The following is a 21,976-nucleotide window of genomic DNA, read 5'->3' on the forward strand; positions in this document are numbered from 1 at the left end:
TGGAAATTTTCCGACCGTTTTCACTCTTTTTTTCACCCTGTACGAACTATATTTCCCCCTCTTCCACACTTTTTTCACCCTCAACGAAGTATATTTCGAAACTATTCACCATTCAGACACAAATGGAAACACATAAACACCACCAAGCGAACGAAAACCCAGCCACATAATAAAACCGCCACACCCAATAAGGTGTAGCGGCCACATAAACAATCAATCTACTAATTTCCTTTACCCATAAACGGCCACCAGTTGGCTTTGCCAAACATTTTGACCATTACCGGCACGAACAACGGCAGGATGAACAAAGCATATAAAATTAAACCAATTAGTAGAATCGTTGCAATTTGAAGCAATGAGAGAACTCCCGATGGCATCATCGCGGCGAAGGTTCCGCCCAGGATGACGGCAGCGGAAATGATAACAGTCCCCATCTTTTTCATTGCCTCCAAAATTGCGTCTTCAACGCGCATCGCCTTGAACTCGTTGAATCGGTCCATCAGGAAGATGCTGTAGTCGATTCCGAGCGCAATCAAGATAACGAATGCAAAGAACGGAACCGCCCAGCTGATACCGGAGTATCCAAGCACGTTAACAAAGATTGATTCGGAAATTGCCATTGATGTGTAATAGGTCAAAATCAGTGAACCAATCAAGTAAATCGGCATGATGATTGATCGGAACAAGATCATCAGGATCAGGAAGATGCCGCTAAGCATGAAGATTACAGTGCGGGAATAATCCTGTCCGGATATTATATTCAAATCATTATGCATACTAGATACGCCGCCTATAGCAACATCGGCATTCTCGAGGCCGGTATCCTTAACCGCGCGCTCTACCGCTTGCTCCAAAGGTTCAACAGAGTTAATCGCGTCATTGGAGTATGGATTGACGTCAAAGACAACATCCATCGTCATCACTTTGCGGTCTGAATTCATATAGGCATCTAACGCTTCGTCAAACTCGCCGCTAGCAAGTGCCTCCTCAGGTACATAGAAGCCATTGCGCTCATTGGCAGCAACCTCATTCAAATATCCCTGTGCATCCTCAAGCCCGTCAGCAACTTGATTTAAACCATCGGTCCCTTGCTCAAGGCCATCTGTCAATTCACCAAGCTGGCCGCCGATCTGTTCAAAACCATTCAAAAGCTGTTGCTGTCCATTGTTAATGCTGGTCAATCCGCCAGTAAATTTCGGGAGGTTTCCGACAATTTGTCCCTGGCCATTAGCCAATTGGTCGAGTCCAGCCTGCTGCTTGGAAATGCCTTCAATCAGCTGCTCCATTCCGCCAATAAGTTTTTCTTCACCGTCAATCAGCTGTATGAGGCCAGCATTCGCCTCAGAGATTCCACCCTGGACCTTTGCAAGCTCACTGTTCAACTGGTTCAACCCGGATTTCAAGCCACGCTCAGGGTCATTTATATAACCTAGTGCGGTCAGTACATTTGCTTTCAAATCAGCATAGTTCTTATCAGCCAGTGCCCCCATTGCAGCCGGGTTTTTCTCAAGCTCAGTCATATTATTATTAGCAGCAACTAGTAAGCCCTCAACATCCTGCAGGCCTCCAGCGACGCCCTGGTAGCCATTATGCAGCTCTCCGACGCCAGATGCAATGGACTTATAGCCTTCTAGCAATCTCTTATATTCAACAAGCATTTTTTCAGAGCTTGCCTTCGCTTCAGCAAGGCCGCTGCGGATCTGCTCAGATCCAGCCGACCCCGCCCTGATCCCATCTTCAATTTTCGCAAGATTAGTCTGGACCACTCCCATATTGCTCTTTAATTCATTCGTACCCTTAATCAGTTCAGAGATTCCATCTGAAGTCTCTTTAAGCTTCGGTGCTGAAGCAGAAAGCTTTTCTTCTGCCTCAGACAAACCGCCACTGATTTGCTTGATGCCGTCATTTCCTTCGCCAAGGCCTTCACTAAGTGACTTGGCCTGGCCGGATACGTACAACTCATCAATCGGTTCACCAGTCGGGCGCGTGACCGAACGGACTGTTTTTACATTGTCAACCTTGGCAATTTCTTCACTGATTTTTTCAGCCACGGCCAAATATTCTGGCCTATCAAGCGGTTCATCATTCTTAATGACAATTTGGGATGGCATCGATTCGCCAGGGCCAAAACCATCGGAAATGATATCGAATGCTTTGATTGAATTGAACTCGTCGCCAATTTCCTCCAGAGAATTGAAGGAAAGCTCCCCTTCATACGTGAACAAAAACGGAAGTGATACGGCCAAAACTATCAGCAACGCAATCAATGGACGTGCCAGCGCAAACGAACCGACAAACTTCCAAAGTCCGCTATCCTTATGTTCAAGCGTTCCTTTAGCCGGCCAGAACAGCTTACGTCCAAATACCGCCATGAAAAACGGAACGACTGTAACGAGCGCAAGCATCAGTACACCGACACCGACCGCTACTGCAGCTGCAGACTGGTACAAAACAAATTCAGAGAAACCGATAGAAGCAAACCCTACCATGACGGCAAGAGCGCTGAAAAATACAGTTTTGCCTGCTGTTCGGTACGTTGTAACAATGGCATCCCCAATAGATTCATGATGCTGCATTTCTTCTTTAAAGCGGCTCATCAACAAAATGCAATAGTCAGTACCAATCCCGAACAGGACGGCGACAAGGAATATCTGCGTGAATGTAGACAGCGGGAAATCCACCTTGTCTACAAGAATTGCAACAATCGATTGCGAGGTGAGATAACTTAATCCTACCGCAATTAGCGGAATGACCGGGGCCATCACTGATCGGAACACGAGCAATAATACGACCAGGATGAACACAACTGTAATTCCCTCTGTCTTCTTCAAGCCTTCCTGCGAATTCGTGACCAGGTCATCGGCAACCATCCAGCTTGATGTATAATAGTGATCCATTTCAACACCATCAAGGGCTTCATAAAGGCCATTCGTTACCTCTTTTGCTTCGCGGCCAGCCAAATCAACCTTAACAGAGACAAGAATGGTCTTGCCATCCTTGGATACGAGCTGGTCCTTAAGAGAACTTTCATTGAAGTGGGACATCACTTCTGTAATCCCAAGCTTTTCCTTTTGCGCCTCGAGCGCGTTTACACCCTTCTCGGCTTCAGCAAAATCACTGTCTGTAAGCTTTTTATCACTATGGAAAACAAGCGCTACCTGAGACTCATTACCTGCTGAATCCTCTTTCTGGGCTTCGCTTAAAATCTCTTGAGCCAGTGTGGAGGAATATCCATCTGGAACGGATATCTGCCCTTTTTCGCGGACGAGTTCCTCCATGTTCGGTGCAACTATGACCAGTACAGCAATAATCGCAACCCATGCAGCCATGACCAGCCATTTAAATTTAAGTATATGTTTCATGTTATTACTCCCCCAGGTGATTACTTTCCATCTCTGTCAAGATCCCGGATAATTTTTCATACGTATTAATAAATACACGTATTTCTTCCTGATCGAATTTGGTTATGAACGATTCAACAAGACTGTAAATACGCTGCTCAGTTTCTTCAAAAAGCTTAACACCTTCTTCAGTCAAGGTAAGATAAATTACCCTTCTGTCCTCTTGATTGCGGGTCCGCCTTACAAGACCTTTATCAGTAAGCCGAGTGATAATTGCCGTGATTGCACTTTTGTTAACACCAAAGATTTCGGCAAGCTCAGAAGAAGTGCATTCGTCTCTTTGGCGGATGTATCTAAGTGTATAATGCTGATCCTGTGTCAGGTCACTGCCAATTTCACTCTTTATCATCATTTCTGCCTTTTTATTAACTGAAAACGAAACTGCGATATAGCGGTCAATCAGTTCCTTAAGCGCTTTTTGATCCAATTGGAGATGCCTCCTTTTGAAATTAGTTAAACTGTTTAACTATTCACCTGTATAACTATATTCACTCAGCCTAAAAATGTCAATCTGGCAAAAAGAATTTTAAAAAAAACAAAAAGCTGCCCAACGCGGTCAGCTTGTTTGTTAAAACTTCTTATTCATTCGTTCCCTTTCGAACGTGCTAAAAACAATCGGTTTGCCTTTCTCCACCATCTTCCGCCCTTTTGCAAAGACATCTTGAATCTCGAGTGTATGCGGGTCCACAATAACTAGGTCCGCATCACGCCCCTTCTCAATGTATCCCTTCGTTTTCAGCTGAAGGATGTCAGCTGGATTGGCTGTAATAACCCGGAGTGCTTTCTCGATTGGTACATCTTCCTCGAGAATCGCATCCTTCACTTCCTCATACAGATACTTTTGAAGTCCGAGCTTATACCCATTCTGGTTGCCTTCTTCATCGTAAGTGGGCAGCGAAATCATGCCGTCCGAAGTGAATGTAACGTTTTCGAGAGGGATTCCTTCATCAACTACCTCCTTCAGCCCCTTAGAGCATTTAATCTCAGTCGTTTTGAGAGATTTATAATCCGTGCTTGTTGTAAAATCAATATAACCGCCTTTACGTGCGTAGTCCTTCGCTTCTTCAAAAAGCTCACGGTTTCGGTTAACATGGGTCACCTGAAACTGGGTGATTGGGATATTGGTTTCGTCTATAACCTGATTAATTAATGATAGTTTATCCGGGCCAGTTCCAACATGGATATTTAATATCCCTGCCTTGCCAATCATCTTTCCGCCAGTCATTGCTGCTGCTGCAATTTTCGAAATGTCTTCTACAGTAGGCTGGGATGACCGTTCATCCGCAATCGCTATTTCCCCAACTCCAATGATTTTCGCTACCAGAATGATGTCATCTTCAATTTTCCCCATCAAAGTCCGCACCGGAACCTGATAGGATCCTGTATGAATGTAGGTGCTCAGCCCTTCTTCCTCCAGCGCATTTGCTTTACCAAGCAGGCTGGCCATTGACCGGGTAGTTGAATCATCACCGATAACCCCAACGACAGTCGTTATTCCCGCAACTGTAGCATCAGTGACCATTAATTCGGGAGTCCTTAGCCTGAAGCCCCCCTCCCCGCCGGCACCCATGATATGGACATGTGAATCTATGAAACCTGGAAATATGTATTTTCCCGAAGCATCCACCACGTCAATTTCAACAAAGCTTTCAGGTACTTCTATCTCTTCTTCAATGAAACCAATCTTATCGCGAACAACCAATATATCTTTCTTCCCTAAAAAATCCGGGGCATAGACAAGCCCATTTTTTATAAGAGTCAACATTCCTATAATCCCCTGCCTTAACTGTTAATTAATGGCTTATGTACCCAAAATAATTCCGACAAAACCATCCATTAACAGACATGAAAACAGGCTCGGTTTAATTTTCCGATAAATGGATAAATTAACTAGGAATACACTTCAAAGGAGGAAACAGCATTGGAAAATGTAAATCACGCTAAAACACTTGCAATCAAGGCAGCAATGATTCTAGCCGTCATGTGGATTGTATTATCAATGTTGAACGATGTTTCATTCTTGGATGCCACGCTAATTGGAATTGTCCTTACCTTATTAGCTTACTTTACTGGCGATATGGTCGTCTTGCCGAGGATGGGCAATGTCGCCGCAACTGTTGGCGACTTTGTCATCAGCTTCCTTGTTGTTTGGGCTGGGCTCGCCATGTTAGGATACAATGAAGCCGCAGGTGAGGCATTTCTTGCTTCCTTGATTGTCGCAGCCGGTGAATGGTTTTATCATAAGTGGCTTGCTAAAGATGGAAACCTTACAACTAATCCCGCTAGAAACAGCTAAGTTGAATTGGACAGCATCGCTGCCTCTTTTAAAGGGGGCAGCTTTTATTGTTTATAGATAGCTTGAAACAGGGAACGTTTAGGTAAGAAAGAATTTCCGGAGGATTGCCAATGTGGATAAATAAACCGTTTTTTAGATATGCAACAGCCATAATTCTTTTATTAATTATCATCTTGCTATTAGGAAAAATAGACTATTTCGTCTGGCCCTTCCAAAAGCTCATCGCCAGTGTGTTTTTCCCGCTCCTGGTTTCAGGTTTTCTATATTACATTCTTCGGCCATCCGTCCGCCTGCTGTCCAGATATATGCCGAGGACTCCAAGCATTTTGGCAGTGTTTCTAATTCTTTTTGGGCTAGGTTACGCATTTGTCCATTTTGCTGGCCCTTCCATCGCCGGCCAAGTCAAACAGATTAGCAGCAACTTTCCTTCAAAAGTCGAAGAGCTGACCGATGAATCAAAGAAAATGGTTGAAGACAGCCCAAAAGCGAAAGAATCCGTCGACAAAATCAAAAGCCAGGCCGATAGCTTTTCTGGAATGTTTTTTAAGGCTGCCGAAAAGAATATTGGCAAGGTAGTCGCTTCCCTGACTGGAATTGTAACTGTCCTTGCAGTCGTGCCATTTATCGTCTTTTACCTCCTTAGGGATGGGGAGCGTCTACAGCCAGCTTTGCTGCGGATTATTCCCAATGACCGTCAGGAAGAAGGACGAACGATACTAAAGGACATTGATAAAACCCTGTCCTCCTACATCGTCGGCCAATTTATCATTGCTGTGGCTGATGGGATCTTGCTTTATGCCGGCTATCTGATGATTGGGCTTGACAATGCTCTGCTCCTTGCACTTTTTGCAATGAGCGTCGCTGTCGTCCCGTTCATAGGCCCGATTCTCGGCATCATCCCAGCCATTTTTATTGCTCTGTTAGACAGCCCGGCAATGGTCTTAAAGGTCCTTTTAGTCATGGTCGTCGTCCAGCAGCTTGAAGGTAACCTGATAACACCTAAAGTAATGGGTAAAAAGCTTGATCTGCATCCGCTCACAGTCATATTCGTCCTGCTGATTGCCGGCTCCGTCTATGGATTTATCGGGATCCTTATCGCCATACCGGTTTTCGCGGTTGTCAAGGTAACCTTCAACAATATCAGGGAATTCTTCAACCTGAAGAAAATCAAAAAGGCCATTTAGGTTGAAAATTGGCCGATGCCTTCGAGTTTAGGACTGAACACGCTGGGCCTAGCGTTTTATCAGCACTTTGTCTGGAGGATAAGGTTACCTGATATAACTTGTGGTACTAGATAAAAGTAGAAATGGTGACGGATAACATAATTAAGTTTTATTTAGATTAATCAAATTTCCAAAATCAGAGATTAATCTACATTCCGACATACCCTTGATGTATCCAGCGAGAAGGAAAAACGGACTACTAAAACAAGCCCATCCGGAAGTCACGGACGGGCTTGTTGCTATTTTTTCCAGATTCGTTTGTTTTCTACCCGTTTGGTCAAGCCGATTGAATCAAGTCTTTCCAAAAACGGAATCATGTACTTCCGCGAAAGGCCAAGTGCGGTTTTGGCGTCACCGACTTCAAACTCGGAGCCTGTTTCCGACTTAAGGGTACTTACCGCATTTTTGAAGACCTCGCCATGGTAGTAATACTGATCATCCAGCGGAACAATTTGTCCTGTTTCTTCCAGGAACCGCTTCAAGTCGGCGGAGAGTGAGTCTGGAATGCCAGCGCTTGAAAAATAGTCTGCCAGATAACGTGACTGCAGGCCGTCTTTTTTCAGATTCTCCACGATGGACTCCGCTCGCTTCTGCCAGCTTTTCGGCACGTGCGGCTCGAAGCCGGCAAGTGAGACGAATTGGCCCTTTCTCGAAAACGTTCCCTGTTTGATTCCGAGTTCTACAGTAAAATATAGTAAGTTTCGAGGAAAGGAGCGAATCATCGTCTGCAGAAGCTCGGCCTTATTCAGCCCCTGTTTCATGGAATGCTCGGCGTGATAGCTCTGGAGGCGGTCATACATATCCTCTTCAATTGAATGGATGATGGTCCGCATTGTGTATTCCTTGCCGTTGTAGAGCAGGAAGGCCTCATCCTTCAACTCCTCAGACAGTGTTTCATCGTCAAGAGCGGTCCGCTTAACCAACTCATTAAAATCGAGGCTTTTTGCTTCATAGAGGGCTGCAGTTATCCGCTCTTTCGGGTTGCCGACTTTCTTTTTCTCAAGCTCATCGATCGTTTCATTGCCAAAGCGGTACTTATTGCCGCGTGGATCGATGACCCAGCCGCCGCCGATTGTTTCCTGCGGGCTGGGCCGCCTTAGAATAAAGCGGTCGCCGCGTTTGGTCAATACTTCTTCTTCAAGCCGAAGCTGGCATAGGATTTCATCCGATTCTTCCTTCAGCTCGTTTCTGTCGAAAAAGACGATTCGGCCCATTACCTCGGCCGTTCCGATATGAAGCTTAATCGGCATACGCTGCTTGACGAGGTAGTCGAGGTCCTCTACGACCTTGAGTGCCACGTCAAGTGTCTTTGAGACGATAAAGTGTTCGGATGATACGAGGACATCACCGCGTTCCAAATCATCTTTTGCCACGTTTGAAAGATTGATGGCGACGCGTTGCCCAGCATAGGCTTTGGCTGCCTGTTTGTGATGGACTTGCATCTGCCTCGCCCTGACCTCAGTTCCCTTCGGCATGATTTTCAAGGCCTGTCCCTCTTCAACAGTCCCTTCATAGACGGTGCCGCGCACAACTGTACCTTGGCCCTTTACGGTAAATACCTGGTCGATTGGCAAGCGGAACGCTCCCCTGGCGTCACGCATTTCCTGTTCTTTCAAGGTTGTTATGACTAGCTGTTTCAACTCTTCAATGCCTTTTTTTGAAAGGCTGTCAACCAGAACAAACGGCGCTTCCTCAAAAACAGTTCCTTCAAGTTCACCAAGAATATCGTCCTTGACCAAATCGATGAATTCTTCTTCGACGCGGTCTATTTTTGTAATCGCAACAATTCCGTTTCTGATTCCTAAAAATCCGAGGATATCGAGATGCTCCCTGGTCTGGGGCATAACGCCCTCATCGGCTGCGACTACGAGCACGACAAGGTCGATTCCGGCAACACCTGCTATCATCTGGCGTATGAACCGCTCGTGGCCAGGGACGTCAATAACGGATATTTGTATTTCTTTATCTTCATATAACGGTGCAAATCCCAATTCAATTGAAATTTGCCGTTCTTTTTCTTCCTTTAGCCTATCGGTATCGACATTCGTCAATGCCTTTGTTAGCGATGTTTTTCCATGGTCGATGTGTCCGGCCATACCAATTGTGAAAAATCTTTTATCCAAAACAGCACCTTCTTCAATCGTTCTATCTATTATTGTGAATGAAACTTCTGTTTTCTTCAAGGCGAAAAACTGGACTTCATCTTTCGCTTAGCAACATCGCTCCAACTGCCCCGCAATATCCCCCTTTTTCCAGGAAAATAGGTTGTAGTCCGGCCATATCCAAATACAGCCCGAGATTTTCTTTAAGCAAGCTATTTGCAGATAAAGCACCCCCTGCAAAAACAACCTTATTTATCTTGTGGACGGCCGCAAGCTGGGAAACGAGCAGATAAATGTTTTCTGCAACCATATTGAAAAGAGCCGCGACATGATCTTCCTTGCTGGCAGAATTATTTTTCGCAAAATTGGAAGCTGTCATTTCACCAAGCAGCGGTTCATCGCCATCGCCGTATATATCTTTAACAAGCACGTCAGCATTTGTTCTGTCCCCCGCCAGGCCAAGTTCGGCAAGTTCAGAAAAATCGGCACTGCCAGTAAGAAGCCGGCCAAGCCCAATAAGAGTGCCGCCGCCTAAACCGGTTCCCCCAAGGCGGTCACACTTTCCATCACCTGAGAGAAAAATAGATGTACCGGTTCCCACGTTAACTAATAAAAAAGTTCCTAGTGCCTCACTATTTTTCAGCGAGAAAAGATGTCCTGCTCCCTCACTGACAGCATGGAATTCCGGAATAATCTCAGCTTCAGGGAAGAAATTCTTCTTCACCCATTCTCCCCTTCCTCCAGTGACAGCTATCCGCGCACCTGGCGCCATAAGCTTTAGCCACTGAAATACAGACTCAGCGTCTTCATAGCCAGATTTTCGGTAATGGAAGCGGCCCCCTTCATCAAAAACGATCTTTACCAAAGTGCCTCCAGCATCAATGCCTATCAATTTATTCATGATTTCCACCTCCGCACACTTCTTCCATTCCTATTATTATATAGGATTTTGCTTGTTGCCTGTTGAATCTTTGCTGTATATGTCACGATTCTTCCATAAACAAGACAGAATCCGGTGCTTTTTTTATGCTATTGTGAAGGAAAGCAGCACACACTCTATGACAAAAGGGAAGACAACCATGAAAAAAATGACCATAATCCTAAGCTTAACACTAGCATTACTAGTTGGATGCCAGGATGCAAACCTTGAAAAAAACCTTCCAAAGGCCAAATTCTCTATAGGAAGCTTACAGATTGATGCTGTGACACGCTCCTATACATGGGCGGAGGATGGCGATACAGATCAGGCCGATAAGGGAAAACCGGCCGAACTTACGAAAAAAAGCAAACCGGTTGAGGTCGCAGAGGCTGATTCCATTAAATTAACTTTTAGCAAAGAGCCGACGTCCCTCAAGGCAGGATTTGTTGATGACGCTTCCGGCAAGACAGATCTACAGGAGATAACAGAAGGTGTGCTGGCCGTTCCCGCTTTGCCCGAAGGAGAACATACAGTTGTCGTAAAGGCGAACTTCCAGAATGGAAATGCTGAGTATGTATTCAAAGTCAATGCTGTTGAAATTGAAGAAGTTGTCACCGACTTTGTTTACCCACAACTCCTCCCTCAAGAGCGCCATACGTACTCCATGCTGGCGGTTGGCCCGCATGATGAAAAAGCGCCGCTTGAAAACAATAAAAAAATTATTCAATATGTAAATGAAATTCTTAGCCTTCCTACCGCGAAACAAGTAAAGCTGATTTATCCTGAGCTCGACATAAAATCGGATCCTTGCTATATCCTGTTTGACCAGAAAGGGCCTGTATTCCAATCAGCAAACCTTGAAGAGTTGATCAGTTTTATTGATTCAAATAACCCTTAAAACGCTGAAGCCTTTCTCCAGCGTTTTTTCTATAGGGACTATCAATACAAAGTATAATTTTTTCCAATTGAGGGATTCTATACTTGGTGTAAACAAACTAAAAAGGAAGTGTACATTCGAGATGGGTATCTTAAGTGGAAATCCGCAAAAAGAGCCGCTTCACTACGGAGAAGTATATGGAATGTGGTCGTTTGTTGCTGGCAGCAAGGCTATGACAGCTGGATACCAAACATTCCTGAACCATATTGGGGACGAGGATTTAAAGAAGCTGGTGGAAGAAAATATTGAGGCGTGCAAGCAGCATGAAAAACGCGTTGAAGAAATTCTTAAGGAGCATGGTGTCGCCCTGCCCCCAACCCCGCCGGAAAGGCCGCTTGCCGATTTGGAAACTATTCCTCCTGGTGCGCGTTTGATGGATAATGAAATTGCAATGGCTTCATCTGCCGACCTCGCAGCTGGGCTTGTAGCATGCAGCGGAATGATTGGAAACTCGATACGTGAAGATATCGCTATGATGTTTGCCGAATTTCACGCTTACAAAATGCAGCTTGCCGGACGTTTCTTAAGGCTCAACAAGGAAAAAGGCTGGCTGGTCCCGCCTCCGCTGCATATGTTGAAGCCTCTAGAAGAATAGGAAAGAAGTTTCCATAAATTTTAAAAGGATGGCGTTTTGCCATCCTTTTTCTTCTTCAACCAGTCAAATTTTGCCTGTAAACTGGCTCACACTCAAGGCAAACCTCGACATCATCAATAATCACAATGTCATCGGAACTGTATTCTATCCCACACTGGCTGCATTCAACCATTTCATCCGTGAGCGGTACAATCTGCTCGGGGGATGCATCATTTATTTCTATTCTTTCAACCCAGATTCCAGTGGAATGTGGCAATGAATTGGCTAAGTAGTCGCTTGCGGCTTCCTCAGTTTCCCAGACCCCTAAATCATGAAGGAGTTCATTGCCGCTTCCTGTGTCTGCCATTAATCCATATACTATTTTCATATGGAAGTCTCCTCTCTTTGTATGAAGCAGAATGTTGTACTGTCTGTTTGATACTATACTTAGCCAGATTTTACGTTTGTCAAACCACGTGCTAAAACCAAGAGGAGTTTTTTGGAAAAAAGAGAACTAGTTATAAGGGGGGATTTTAATGATAACTATTAGACTAGTAGATAAACTAGAGGAAGAGATTCTGCACCATTTAATGCAATTTTATATTTATGAATTTGCATTCTTTAAGCCAGAAATCAAGCTTGAAGCAACGGGAATGTATAAACACTTCGATTTGAAGGAGTATTGGTCCAATTCTCACAAACATCCTTTTTTTATCAAAAAAGATGATGAGTTAATCGGGTTTGCACTCATCTCCTCTGAGCATGATGGCAACCCTAACCAGGTGGATGAGTTTCACATCATCCGAAAATATAACGGGCGCGGCTACGGAAAGGTTGCGGCACATAAACTATTTGAAGAGTTCCGGGGTGCATGGCGGATTACGCAAATCCATGAAAACAAACCGGCACAAGCCTTTTGGAGAAAAGTCATCGGAAGCTATACAAACGGAAAGTATAAAGAGTTTACCGATGAAAAAAACAAGCTTTTTCAGGAATTTCACCTGGAATAACTTAACTATCAGGCTTTTTCAGAAGATCGTTGAATAACTACTTTTTAGAGCACTTTTTAAATTTTATAATGAACTTTTCGCTAATCCCAAAGCATCTAATTTGAAAGCCCATTACTAAGACATTTTCCTATCCCTGAAGCATTAAAGGCCTTTTCAAATTCAAAGGGTATCCCGAATTTGTATTGGGATACCCTTTACTTATATTGCGATTATTTCTTTGTTTTCCTGCTGAGCCGCTTTCCCAGGGGATCCTGTCGGAAAAGTTAAGGAAAAGGTTGTTCCGGCGCCGAGCTTGCTTTTAATTTCCATTTTGCCGTTGTGCTGCTCTACGATACGGCGGGACATCATCAAGCCAAGGCCATGACCTCCGGTTTTTGATGTAAAAAAAGGCTGTCCTATCTTTTCGAGCATGTCTTCTGGAATCCCAACACCTTCATCTATAAAATCGATTTGAACTTCCAGAGGGTTTGGCTGCTCTACTCGAATGGTCAGGTTTCCGCCAGCTGGCATAGCATCTATTGAGTTTTTGATAATATTTATAAAAATTTGTTTAAGTTGGTTTTTTTCACAGAGAATTGCTTCTGGCTCGCTTTTAATTTCAATCTTCATTGTGACACCTTTTAATAAGGCTTGTGGCTGCATGAATTTATATACCTGTTCGATAACCTCAAGAACCTCTTCATGAGTATGCGGCCTTGCGTGCGGACGGGCAACGGTCATGAATTCATCGGTGATTATTTCAATCCGGTCGACCTCAGATAACATCAGGTTAACGAAGGTTTTCTTATGCTCGTCCAAATCGGAATTCAAAAGCTGGAGGAAGCCTTTCAAGGTTGTAAGCGGATTTCGCACCTCATGGGCTATTCCTGCAGCAAGTTCCCCTAGGAGACCTAATTTTTCATTATTGCGGATTGCCTCTTCCATTTCTTTAATCCGTGTAATATCCAAAGCTGAACCAATTAGTTCATCCACTTTTCCACTTAGGAAAAGTGGCTTCAGCGATACAAAATATTTTCTGGAATCTAACTCAATCTCGTATTCCACAGAATGCCCTTTCTCCCACGCTTCCTGATAATAAACCTCTAGCTTATTATTAAGAGCTGGAATGACTTCCCCCATTGTTTTCCCAGCCAACTCTTTGGGCCGGAGGTTTAACAGTCGCAGAATATCACCATTGCAGAAGGTGAAAACGAATCTTCCTTCCATTTTTTTTATTTTAAAAATGATCCCATCCACTTCGGAAATAATCAGGTTAAGTTCCTGTCTTGCTCGTTGGATTTCATTTTCCTTTTGCTGTTCATTATCAATCAGTTGGAAGAATACGGCTTGAAGGAAAAAATAATACCCTAAAAGCTTGTATAAATGCCCCGTAAAGTTCAACACATCATAAATACTATGGAACATTGTGAAAACAATTTCTGAAAGTGACATACACAAACAGGCAAGAGTCAGGTATAGGTAAACGCTTTGACCTGATGTGCGATAAAGCCTCAATGTTATGTACATCGCTGCCAAATGGAGAAGCGAAATAAAATATTCAAAACTATTTTTCAAAAGAGTATTGCCTACGCCTTCATTAAAGAGGACCGGCAGCATTGCATTAAACAAATACACAATTGTTGTCAAACCCAAAACATAAGCAAGACCAACGCTAATCAATGGCAGCCGCATATCCTTCTTCTGACACTTTGAGGGAATGAGGAGGATTAGGACTAACAGGATAGGTTCACTTACACGTGCAAGAATCCAGAACCACGTTGTTTTCTGTAAAGAACTTTCCCCGAATAAATACGGCATACCAGGATAGCTGAGCATGTGAAACAATTCCAAAAGGCCAACAATGAAAAATGAGACAGCAACATAAAGCTGCTTGCTGGATTTAGTATGTTTATACCTTCTCCAGGAATATGTATAAATTGCAAAAGAGATAGCGATCGAGAATAATTCAAAAATTGTATGGAACCCAAGAGCATTTCTTGGATTACTGATTGACTCAAGGCTTTCTGTATTAAACACAATAAAGACGAAGGCAAGACTGATAAAAATTGCATACAAAAGGATCTTCTTTTCCAGTTTTGTCAAAAGTACCATCGCAGCACCGCTTTCGTCTAAAGAAAATTCTGATAAATAAATTATAAACAGAAAAGAATCAGCCGTAAATCCTGAATTTACTTTTTCTACTAATTTCACTTATAGCAAAAAGCCGCAGCGGTTACTGCGGCTTTCATTCTATACACCGAGTATAAATTCAGTTTTACTTCCTGACTGGGTTGAGGTAACCTCGAGCCTTGCGTCTATCCGCTCTTTCAGTTCTGGTACGTGTGAGATGATCCCGACTAGCCGGCCGCTAGACTGAATGTCGATTAGCGTATCAATTGCCTGATCAAGTGATTCCGGATCGAGAGTCCCAAAGCCTTCATCTATAAACATCGTTTCGAGTGATACTCCGCCAGCGTGGGCCTGGACTACATCGGCCAGCCCAAGTGCGAGAGACAGAGATGCCTTAAAGCTTTCTCCACCTGACAATGTTTTGACATGCCTTTCCTGTGCCGTATACTGATCAAAAACCAACAGTTCCAAGCCACTCTGGACATTTCCTTTTGAACGGTCGGTTTTCCTTCGAAGCTCGAATCGGCCTGACGTCATTTTTGCCAGCCTGCCATTCGCCTCCCGTAAAATATCGTCGAGGAAAGCTGCAAGAACATATCGTTCGAAAGTCAGCTTCTGGCTATTCTGCCCGCGGGCAATGTCTGAAAGGTGGCCGAGCACTTTAAATCTGTTTTCAAGCTCTTTAACTTCCGCATTCAATGCTTCTACGTTTAAAAGGATATCTTGATTTTGGTTCTTTTTTAAATAAAGGTCTGTAGCTTGTTTGTTGATTTCTGCCATTTCATCTGCTGTGGCCTTGATTGCCATAGTTAGACTTTCCAAATCCGGAGGGGTCACTCCTTCAAGATGAGCAAGTTCTGTAAGGCGTTCAGAACAAATTCTCACATCCTGATGGTACGTGCTCACTTCCTGTTCAAGCCTTGAGATCTGTATATCAGTCAGCCGTGCACCAGCGTATGCGGAATACGTCTCAAACCCTTGCGTCAACATTTGTGTCTTGAATGTTTCCCTTTCTTCGGCCAGTTCAAGTGTTTTCCGTTCATGATAACGTACTGCTTCTTCAAGGCGGGCCGATTCGGATCCATGACGCTGGATTGACTCCTGATAGTGTTTCACGGCATTATCAAATCGTTCAAATAAAAGCTCGCGTTTTTCCTTCGCCTGTTTGAATGCTTTTTCGTACCTCTCCACGGTCCTAAGTTCTTCCGGTACGACAGTGAGCATTCGCTCAAGCTTTGTTTTCAATTCTGCCTCGCGGATGGCAAGCCCGCTTATTGCTGTCCTGCACTCCTGAATTTCCTTCTGCAGCGAAATCTTTTGTTCACCTAAAGCTGCCAGTGCTTTTTCAACCTTGTCCTTGTCAGCTAGCAGTTTGAGGGCCTTTCCTCTTGCTGCCATTAATGACTGCTGCTCCTGTACAAGTGCCGCCCTGAAATCATCTTCCTTGCCTGCGAGAAATGCAGGATGGCTGCCGGACAACTCTTCAGCAGTACTCTTTACATCCTCTGACAGTCTTTCAGCAATCATTTTGCTGCCGGAATAGGCAACCTCTGCTTCGCTTTTTTCTTTTTCAAGTGAAGCCGCAAACTGTTTTGCCTTTTTGATGTCCTGTTCATGTGGTATTTCGCTGTTATCATGGGCCGCAGGTGACGGATGATGGGTGCTTCCGCAAACGGGACATGAGGAGCCATCATTGAGTGTAGCAGCTAGTATTGAAGCCTGGCCTTTCAGCCATTTCTCCTCGATTTTTTCGACTTCTTCCCTGGCGGCCTTATAGCGCGTTTCAGCCTGGCTAAAAATCCCCGCTTTTGCTTCTTCATCACGCACTGCCTTCTGATGGCGAGATTTCAACTCCTCCAGCTTGGCAAGGCTTGACAGGCCAGCTTGAACCTTCTCCAACTTATGCTCTGTTTCCAGTTTGGCAATATAGGCCTTGTCTATGTCCGCTTTTTGTAAAAGAAGTGACTGCTCAGTTTGTTCGGTCCCGTCAAGGTTCTTTTCAGCAAGGGCTTGCTGATCCTTTTTCTTGCCGTGGACAATCCGGATTTTCTCGGTTTCCTTTTGGACGGAGTCGAGTGAATACACGTCTTCCCTGATGGCTGCGAGTTTATTTTCGGCTTCCGTTGCCTGCTGGCGCTCGTGCTCACGTAATTTTTCCTGTTCAAATTCCTTTTCGCGAACTTCTTTTTGTTCTGTCAATCGCTTCATGTTTTCCTGGAGGGCGTCAGCGGCCTTGGTGGCGTCATCAACCTCTTTTTTCAGGCGGTGGCAAAGTTCTTCCTGTGATGCAAGAAGCGCTGCCTTCCTTGCGAGGGAGATGTGCCGCTCTTTTTCCAAAAAAAGATCTTTCTTGCCTTCGAGGTCTTGTTGTTTTGCTTTGAATTCCTCGCGTGCCTTCATTTGCTTGAGAATGTTTTCAGCTGCAAAGTGCTGCTGTTTCAGGTTGTCCTGTTCTAGCTGTTTGGCTTTGGCTTGCTGGCTAAGCGTTTCAATTTCGGCTTGCATCCTAGAGATCTCGTCGCGAAGGAGCGGCAGGATTAGTGTATCGTTGGTGCTTCCTGCTTCAAGGAGATCCATCAGTTCCTCTGTATAGGCAGCCTGGATTCGTTTTAGCGAGTCGCTCCGTTTGCCGGTGGTTTCATCGACTTTTTTCTTTAGCTCCTGCGCTTCGGCTTTCAACTTTTCTTCGACGAGCTTGTAAAGCTGGGTATGGAATAGGCGCTGCAGGATGACTTCCTTTTCGCGGCTGTCGGAGGTCAGCAGCTTCCGGAATTCCCCCTGAGGTATCATCAGGATTTGCCTGAATTGGTTAGCGTCTATCAACATGATTTCCTTTATCTTGTCTTCCACTTCGGTTATTTTCGATGCGACCAATTTTGGCTTGCCGCTGTCGTCCATTTCGTATAGGTAGGCTGTTGCCGGTACTGTTTTGGTACCTTCACCCCGCTCCTTTTTCCGCTCTTGCTGCGGGGTGCGGACGATGGTATACATTTTGCCGCGAAGCGAGAAATCAAGGGATACTTCGGTTGGCAAATTATCGTTTGCAAATTGGCTGCGAAGGTCGGCGCCAGTGCGGTCTTCCCCGCTTGCCTTGCCATAAATCGCGTAGCTGATTGCATCAAATATTGTTGTTTTCCCTGAGCCGGTTTTTCCGGAAATCACAAACATTGTCTTGTTTCCGAGTGAGGTAAAGTCGATTTCCTCGCTGCCCGCATATGGGCCAAATGCCTGCATCGTTAGCTTTAATGGCCTCATACCGGCACCTCCTCCTTGACTGCTGTTTCGATGACACTAGAGATGATCGAGCGTTTTTCCTCTGTAAATTCAGACGATGTCATTTCCTGGTAAAATTGCTCGAACAATTCGAGTTCTGATTTTTTTTGCCGGGATTCACCGATCGAGAAGGATTGCTTTCTCTTTTGGTCCAGGGCATCAATTCTTTTTTCCATATGAAGGACATTAGGGTAGACCTGTCGGAGTTTCCCCATCGGGTCAATCAGGCTGCCTTCATCGAGCAGGGTCACTTTCAAAAAGTCATCGCATTTCTGTTTTTCATAGAATGACGGATCAAGCAGTTCAGCAATGTATCCTTGAAGCTCGCGCATGTCCTGCTTCGGTGCGAGAGGGCGGAACCGATGATTGAAACTTCCGTCGTTTTCCATTTCAATGATTGAGATACCTTTTTTATGCTTCGCTTCAGAAAAGGAGTATTTTAATAGAGATCCAGAGTACTTAATCGTGTTATGCCTAATTGCTTCAGGGCTATGAAGATGTCCTAGTGCTGTGTAGGAAAATGGAGCAAAAAGTTCAGCCCCGACACAGCCGGATGCACCAACGGACAGCAGCCGCTCTGAATCACAGCTTTGTCCGCCGGTCACAAAGGCGTGCCCGACAAATATGTTCGGCTCGTTTGGATTGATTGTCTCTTCAATTTTCCCTATGATTGCTTTTGTTGCATCGTGATGTGTGTGGATCGTTGGATCGTCGAGCAATTCTTTGACGACACCCGGCTCGGCATACGGTGCAAGGTAAAAGTTTACTCCATTTATATGTATCGGTTTAAATGAGTCTGTAAGTTTGCCAGATAAGTAGAATTGGCTTTGTTTGTACCACGAGCTGCCAAAGGAAAGACGGTCGGCACTGTCATGGTTTCCGGCTATCGAGATAATCGGCGTTTTGAGTTCGACATTCAAGCGGAACAGGACCTCATCCAATAGGTTTACAGCATCGATTGGCGGTACGGACCTGTCATACAAATCTCCAGCTATGACGACTGCGTCAGGCTTTTCCTCTTCAACGGCTTCCATAAATTGGTTAAGCACTTCACGCTGGTATTCTGTCATGTAGATTCCGTGGACCAGCTTGCCGAGATGCCAGTCGGCCGTATGGATAAATTTCACATTCTCCACCTCTTCCAAATTTCTCTTATTTCTCTCATTATAAAACATATTACCGCATGGCGGGGTGTCCCAATTAAAGGAAACAAAGAATAAAAGCGTAAGCGCCTTGGTCATCGCCGTACAAAATGGAGGGACTTCGACTGAGATAAAGGAATCACGAAGAGCGACAGCGATTCGATGATGACTTATCGTAGGGAGGAGGCCTGAAGTTTGCTAGGCGATAGGCGCTCCTCATTACGCTATAGCGTAATTTCGTGCGATGCTTATGCTTCCGTTGCGTTCCTTGTGGAGCTAGACGTAGACACGCTTAGATTTTATAAATACCTAAATTATCAAAAAAACAGCCAGGCAATTTCGCCAGGCTGTTTTTGTATAGGTTCGCTCAATTATAATTTAGTAACATTAGCTGCTTGAGGTCCACGTGCACCTTCAACTACTTCGAAGGAAACCTCTTCGCCTTCTTCCAATGTTTTGAAGCCTTCGGATTGAATTGCGGAAAAGTGAACGAATACATCGTTTCCATCTTCAGCTTCGATAAATCCAAAACCTTTTTCAGCGTTAAACCATTTTACTTTACCGTTTTTCATGTAAAAAAATCCTCCTATTGGCTTATTATAGCCATGCGTAAAATTTGCCATTTACACTGGAGAGAGCATACAAGACGCTTCCCATTCAAACTGGTTTGGCACCTTTGAATAAGCACGTTGTTTGCATTCTGTTCCGTGCAACGGCTTCTTTGAATGTACCATCTCAGCGAAGGCTCTGTCAAGATTTGGGGTCTTGACATGTTGGGTTTTATAGACTTTCCTTCAATTTTGCGGGCAGTTCCTGGATCGATTGAACAACCATATCAAGTCTGGTTTCAATCCGGTATAACAGATAAAGTGTCACAACGATTGGGAAGCCGACTTCACTTATGATTGGTACGAATTGATCCATTTCCCCCACCTCCCTTAGTCTTATATTGAAGAGAAGCCGGCTTCAATTTGAAATCCGGCTCCTCATTTACCTTCATTAATGGGCAGGAAGCTCCCCATCCTGATTAAAGTTTTACTTTATTACACGATTTCGTAGTCAGTGACATTGCGTTCGATTACCCTGGCACTTTCAACGGCAGTGTAATTTCCATTCGGGGAATGGAATGCATTTGAAGCAATGATTTGTTCCATTGATTGCTTAACGACAGCCTGGTCAATTGGCTCTTTTGGATTATCTATTGCCAACCTCGAAACCTTTCCTGTTTCCGTCATAAAGTTCAGCTCTAGTGTTTTGGCCATCATATTTCACCTCCTTCCTTAAAAGGTTCTTTAACCCATTAGCCCAGAATCTCGGAGCGGTCATTCCTTTCCACTGAAGTAAGCGGGTCTACGCATAGAGCTGCAAGTGCGATAGCAGCCTGGTGCATTTGATCCGGAGTTGCTTCTTTCTTCAGGTTGGTAAAGGTTTTTGACTTAAAGATCGGCTCTCCTTTCACGTCGACGCCCGTTTCGAACACTAGTCGAAGTGTTGATTGGGCAAGAATTGCTTGTGCCATGTCCATCACCTCCTTTCACCCTTTATATATAGATGAACAGGCAAAAAGGACATGGTCTAAAAAAATTTTTATCTTTTTTTCGATTTTAAGATGTAGTTTCGATCCTCTATTTCAGTAACAAGCCTTAAATAAATCGATATTTTCACTAGGTAGCACGCACACTTTCACAGGATTTATCCGATTTACTATTGGCGACCCGACATAGCTTTATTTGGCTTGCTGGGTCGTCAAGAACCTCTATTGACAACCGGACATAGCTTTATTTAGGTCGCAAGGTCGTCAAGAACCTCTATTGACGACCGGACATAGCTTTATTTAAGTCGCAGGGTCGTCAAGAACCCCTATTGACGACCGGACATAGCTTTATTTAGGTCGCAGGGTCGTCAAGAACCTCTATTGACGACCGGACACCACTTCATTTGGCTCATAGAGTCGTCAACCACGCTCTGTTACACAACGCTATGTATTTCGGCTGCACCTAAGAAGCCCCGCTGGTAAAAGTGCACCTGCACAAGGAAAGCCTCCAAATGTTAGCTTAGGACTTTTAAAAGATCTTCGCGCTCCACTTCAATTTTGTAAAAAATCAACAAGCAGCAGTAAAATAGCGTTTACTAAAAATATTTGACTGGTTGGGGTTATGTACAAGCCATCTCTTTACTTGTCCCATAAAGTGTTAGGGGAGGTGAAAAATGATGGATTTACTGCAGTTTTTAAATGAAAATTACTTTTTTCTTGTGCCAGTTTTATGGGTGATTGGATACGCATTGAAGCAGACTCCAAAGGTGCCAGATTGGGCGATTATCTGGGTCTTGTTCGGACTTTCGCTTGTCCTTGCGGGGCTGGGCTTTGGTTATACGATTGAGGCAATAACCAATGGAATAATTGCAACTGGAGTCGCAGTATTTGGACAGCAAGCGGTTAAGCAATTAGCCGAAGCGAAAAGCTTAAAATCAAAAAAGAAGTAAGAAAAGCGGAAGCGCCTTCGTGACAGACAAAAACCACCTCGCGACAGGCAAAGTGCGCCTGTCTGCGATGTTAATTCAAGGATGCTTTCCTTTGTGTCCCTGCGATGAATAACTCAGAAGCTTTCCTTTGCGGTCAGCGCCGTATGGCCTCCTCGAAAATCCTCCAGTGAGCTATCGCGTAATTTCGTGCGATGTAATTTCGGGGAAGCTTTCCTTGTGGAGCTAAACAGTAATAGAAAAGACGATGCAGACTTGCTGCATCGTCTTATTTTTTATTTGTCATATTCCGGATATTGCGATTTCGTTCACCGCCATCGGATAGTTCCTCTGAAAATTCATGCTCCTCGTTTTTCCCAACCAGATTTGAACTTTTTATCGTGTTTGGAAGCAGATTATTGTTGGGTGCTCCCTGCTCATCCCACTTTACCATCATACCCACCACTTTCCTGTGTTTTCCACAGTTAGTATGACGTAAAATGCGAGGAAACATGCACAGAATACAAGCA

At 44.4% G+C, this 21,976-nt stretch carries 20 protein-coding genes; 6 read left to right on the forward strand and 14 right to left on the reverse strand.

From position 1 onward, the window contains the following. Positions 1-221: 221 nt before the first annotated feature. The 3 genes from AM500_RS14355 to iadA all read right to left on the reverse strand — a co-directional run bounded on the left by AM500_RS14355 (position 222) and on the right by iadA (position 5,166). Entirely contained in the window at positions 222-3,362 is a 3,141-nt protein-coding gene (locus AM500_RS14355) for an MMPL family transporter (RefSeq protein ID WP_053599837.1), read from the reverse strand. Between the two features lie 4 nt (positions 3,363-3,366). Further along, the gene (locus tag AM500_RS14360) at positions 3,367-3,828 is read right to left on the reverse strand and encodes a MarR family winged helix-turn-helix transcriptional regulator (protein ID WP_053599838.1); all 462 of its coding nucleotides are present in this window, start codon (positions 3,826-3,828) and stop codon (positions 3,367-3,369) included. A gap of 141 nt (positions 3,829-3,969) precedes the next feature. Next, a complete protein-coding gene (gene iadA / locus AM500_RS14365; protein WP_053599839.1) occupies positions 3,970-5,166 on the reverse strand; it encodes a beta-aspartyl-peptidase in 1,197 nt (398 codons plus the stop codon). Between the two features lie 156 nt (positions 5,167-5,322). On the opposite strand from iadA, the gene AM500_RS14370 reads away from it, so the two are divergent. Both AM500_RS14370 and AM500_RS14375 read left to right on the forward strand, forming a co-directional pair. Further along, the gene (locus tag AM500_RS14370) at positions 5,323-5,697 is read left to right on the forward strand and encodes a DUF2512 family protein (protein ID WP_231688006.1); all 375 of its coding nucleotides are present in this window, start codon (positions 5,323-5,325) and stop codon (positions 5,695-5,697) included. Positions 5,698-5,807: 110 nt separating this feature from the next. Beyond that, positions 5,808-6,881 carry an AI-2E family transporter gene (locus tag AM500_RS14375; RefSeq protein WP_053599840.1) on the forward strand — a complete coding sequence of 358 codons (1,074 nt, stop codon included), beginning with the start codon at positions 5,808-5,810 and terminating at the stop codon, positions 6,879-6,881. A 278-nt stretch (positions 6,882-7,159) separates the two neighbouring features. Here AM500_RS14375 and selB read toward each other — a convergent pair whose 3' ends face one another. Together selB and AM500_RS14385 are read right to left on the reverse strand one after the other, a co-directional pair. Continuing rightward, complete coding sequence (gene selB, locus AM500_RS14380) at positions 7,160-9,016, reverse strand: selenocysteine-specific translation elongation factor (RefSeq protein WP_053601733.1); 1,857 nt, start codon at positions 9,014-9,016, stop codon at positions 7,160-7,162. 103 nt (positions 9,017-9,119) lie between these two features. Continuing rightward, complete coding sequence (locus AM500_RS14385) at positions 9,120-9,923, reverse strand: acetate and sugar kinases/Hsc70/actin family protein (RefSeq protein ID WP_053599841.1); 804 nt, start codon at positions 9,921-9,923, stop codon at positions 9,120-9,122. Between the two features lie 178 nt (positions 9,924-10,101). Between AM500_RS14385 and AM500_RS14390 the strand changes: the two genes are divergently transcribed. Both AM500_RS14390 and AM500_RS14395 read left to right on the forward strand, forming a co-directional pair. Further along, complete coding sequence (locus tag AM500_RS14390) at positions 10,102-10,839, forward strand: hypothetical protein (RefSeq protein WP_156319825.1); 738 nt, start codon at positions 10,102-10,104, stop codon at positions 10,837-10,839. Between the two features lie 121 nt (positions 10,840-10,960). Further along, the gene (locus tag AM500_RS14395; RefSeq protein ID WP_053599843.1) at positions 10,961-11,473 is read left to right on the forward strand and encodes a DUF3231 family protein; all 513 of its coding nucleotides are present in this window, start codon (positions 10,961-10,963) and stop codon (positions 11,471-11,473) included. Positions 11,474-11,528: 55 nt separating this feature from the next. Here the strand turns inward: AM500_RS14395 and AM500_RS14400 are convergent, their stop codons facing one another. Continuing rightward, positions 11,529-11,840, reverse strand: a complete 312-nt coding sequence (locus AM500_RS14400; protein ID WP_043932688.1) for a hypothetical protein — start codon at positions 11,838-11,840, stop codon at positions 11,529-11,531. Positions 11,841-11,988: 148 nt separating this feature from the next. On the opposite strand from AM500_RS14400, the gene AM500_RS14405 reads away from it, so the two are divergent. Then, positions 11,989-12,462 carry a GNAT family N-acetyltransferase gene (locus AM500_RS14405; protein ID WP_053599844.1) on the forward strand — a complete coding sequence of 158 codons (474 nt, stop codon included), beginning with the start codon at positions 11,989-11,991 and terminating at the stop codon, positions 12,460-12,462. A gap of 198 nt (positions 12,463-12,660) precedes the next feature. Here AM500_RS14405 and AM500_RS14410 read toward each other — a convergent pair whose 3' ends face one another. The 7 genes from AM500_RS14410 to AM500_RS14440 all read right to left on the reverse strand — a co-directional run bounded on the left by AM500_RS14410 (position 12,661) and on the right by AM500_RS14440 (position 20,505). Next, entirely contained in the window at positions 12,661-14,553 is a 1,893-nt protein-coding gene (locus AM500_RS14410) for an MASE3 domain-containing protein (protein ID WP_053599845.1), read from the reverse strand. A 138-nt stretch (positions 14,554-14,691) separates the two neighbouring features. Continuing rightward, on the reverse strand, positions 14,692-17,826 hold the full coding sequence (locus AM500_RS14415) for an AAA family ATPase (RefSeq protein ID WP_053599846.1): 3,135 nt from the start codon (positions 17,824-17,826) through the stop codon (positions 14,692-14,694). Beyond that, positions 17,823-18,971: an exonuclease SbcCD subunit D gene (locus tag AM500_RS14420; protein WP_053599847.1), complete on the reverse strand. Its 1,149-nt coding sequence runs from the start codon at positions 18,969-18,971 to the stop codon at positions 17,823-17,825. The genes AM500_RS14415 and AM500_RS14420 overlap by 4 nt, the downstream gene beginning before the upstream one ends. Positions 18,972-19,357: 386 nt before the next feature. After that, complete coding sequence (locus AM500_RS14425; protein WP_043929692.1) at positions 19,358-19,558, reverse strand: cold-shock protein; 201 nt, start codon at positions 19,556-19,558, stop codon at positions 19,358-19,360. Positions 19,559-19,766: 208 nt separating this feature from the next. Continuing rightward, complete coding sequence (locus AM500_RS14430) at positions 19,767-19,910, reverse strand: YvrJ family protein (RefSeq protein WP_043934393.1); 144 nt, start codon at positions 19,908-19,910, stop codon at positions 19,767-19,769. Positions 19,911-20,029: 119 nt separating this feature from the next. Continuing rightward, positions 20,030-20,248, reverse strand: coding sequence for a DUF2922 domain-containing protein (locus AM500_RS14435; RefSeq protein ID WP_043934394.1), 219 nt, complete (start codon positions 20,246-20,248; stop codon positions 20,030-20,032). 38 nt (positions 20,249-20,286) lie between these two features. Further along, complete coding sequence (locus tag AM500_RS14440) at positions 20,287-20,505, reverse strand: DUF1659 domain-containing protein (protein ID WP_043929693.1); 219 nt, start codon at positions 20,503-20,505, stop codon at positions 20,287-20,289. 689 nt (positions 20,506-21,194) lie between these two features. On the opposite strand from AM500_RS14440, the gene AM500_RS14445 reads away from it, so the two are divergent. Beyond that, the gene (locus AM500_RS14445; RefSeq protein ID WP_331457328.1) at positions 21,195-21,470 is read left to right on the forward strand and encodes a phage holin family protein; all 276 of its coding nucleotides are present in this window, start codon (positions 21,195-21,197) and stop codon (positions 21,468-21,470) included. 265 nt (positions 21,471-21,735) lie between these two features. Here the strand turns inward: AM500_RS14445 and AM500_RS25540 are convergent, their stop codons facing one another. After that, positions 21,736-21,903 (reverse strand): hypothetical protein, encoded by a 168-nt coding sequence (locus AM500_RS25540; protein WP_155922098.1) that lies wholly within the window; start codon positions 21,901-21,903, stop codon positions 21,736-21,738. Between the last annotated feature and the right edge of the window lie 73 nt (positions 21,904-21,976).

Origin of the sequence: Bacillus sp. FJAT-18017 (genome assembly GCF_001278805.1) — a bacterium.
GTDB lineage: Bacteria > Bacillota > Bacilli > Bacillales > Cytobacillaceae > Bacillus_D.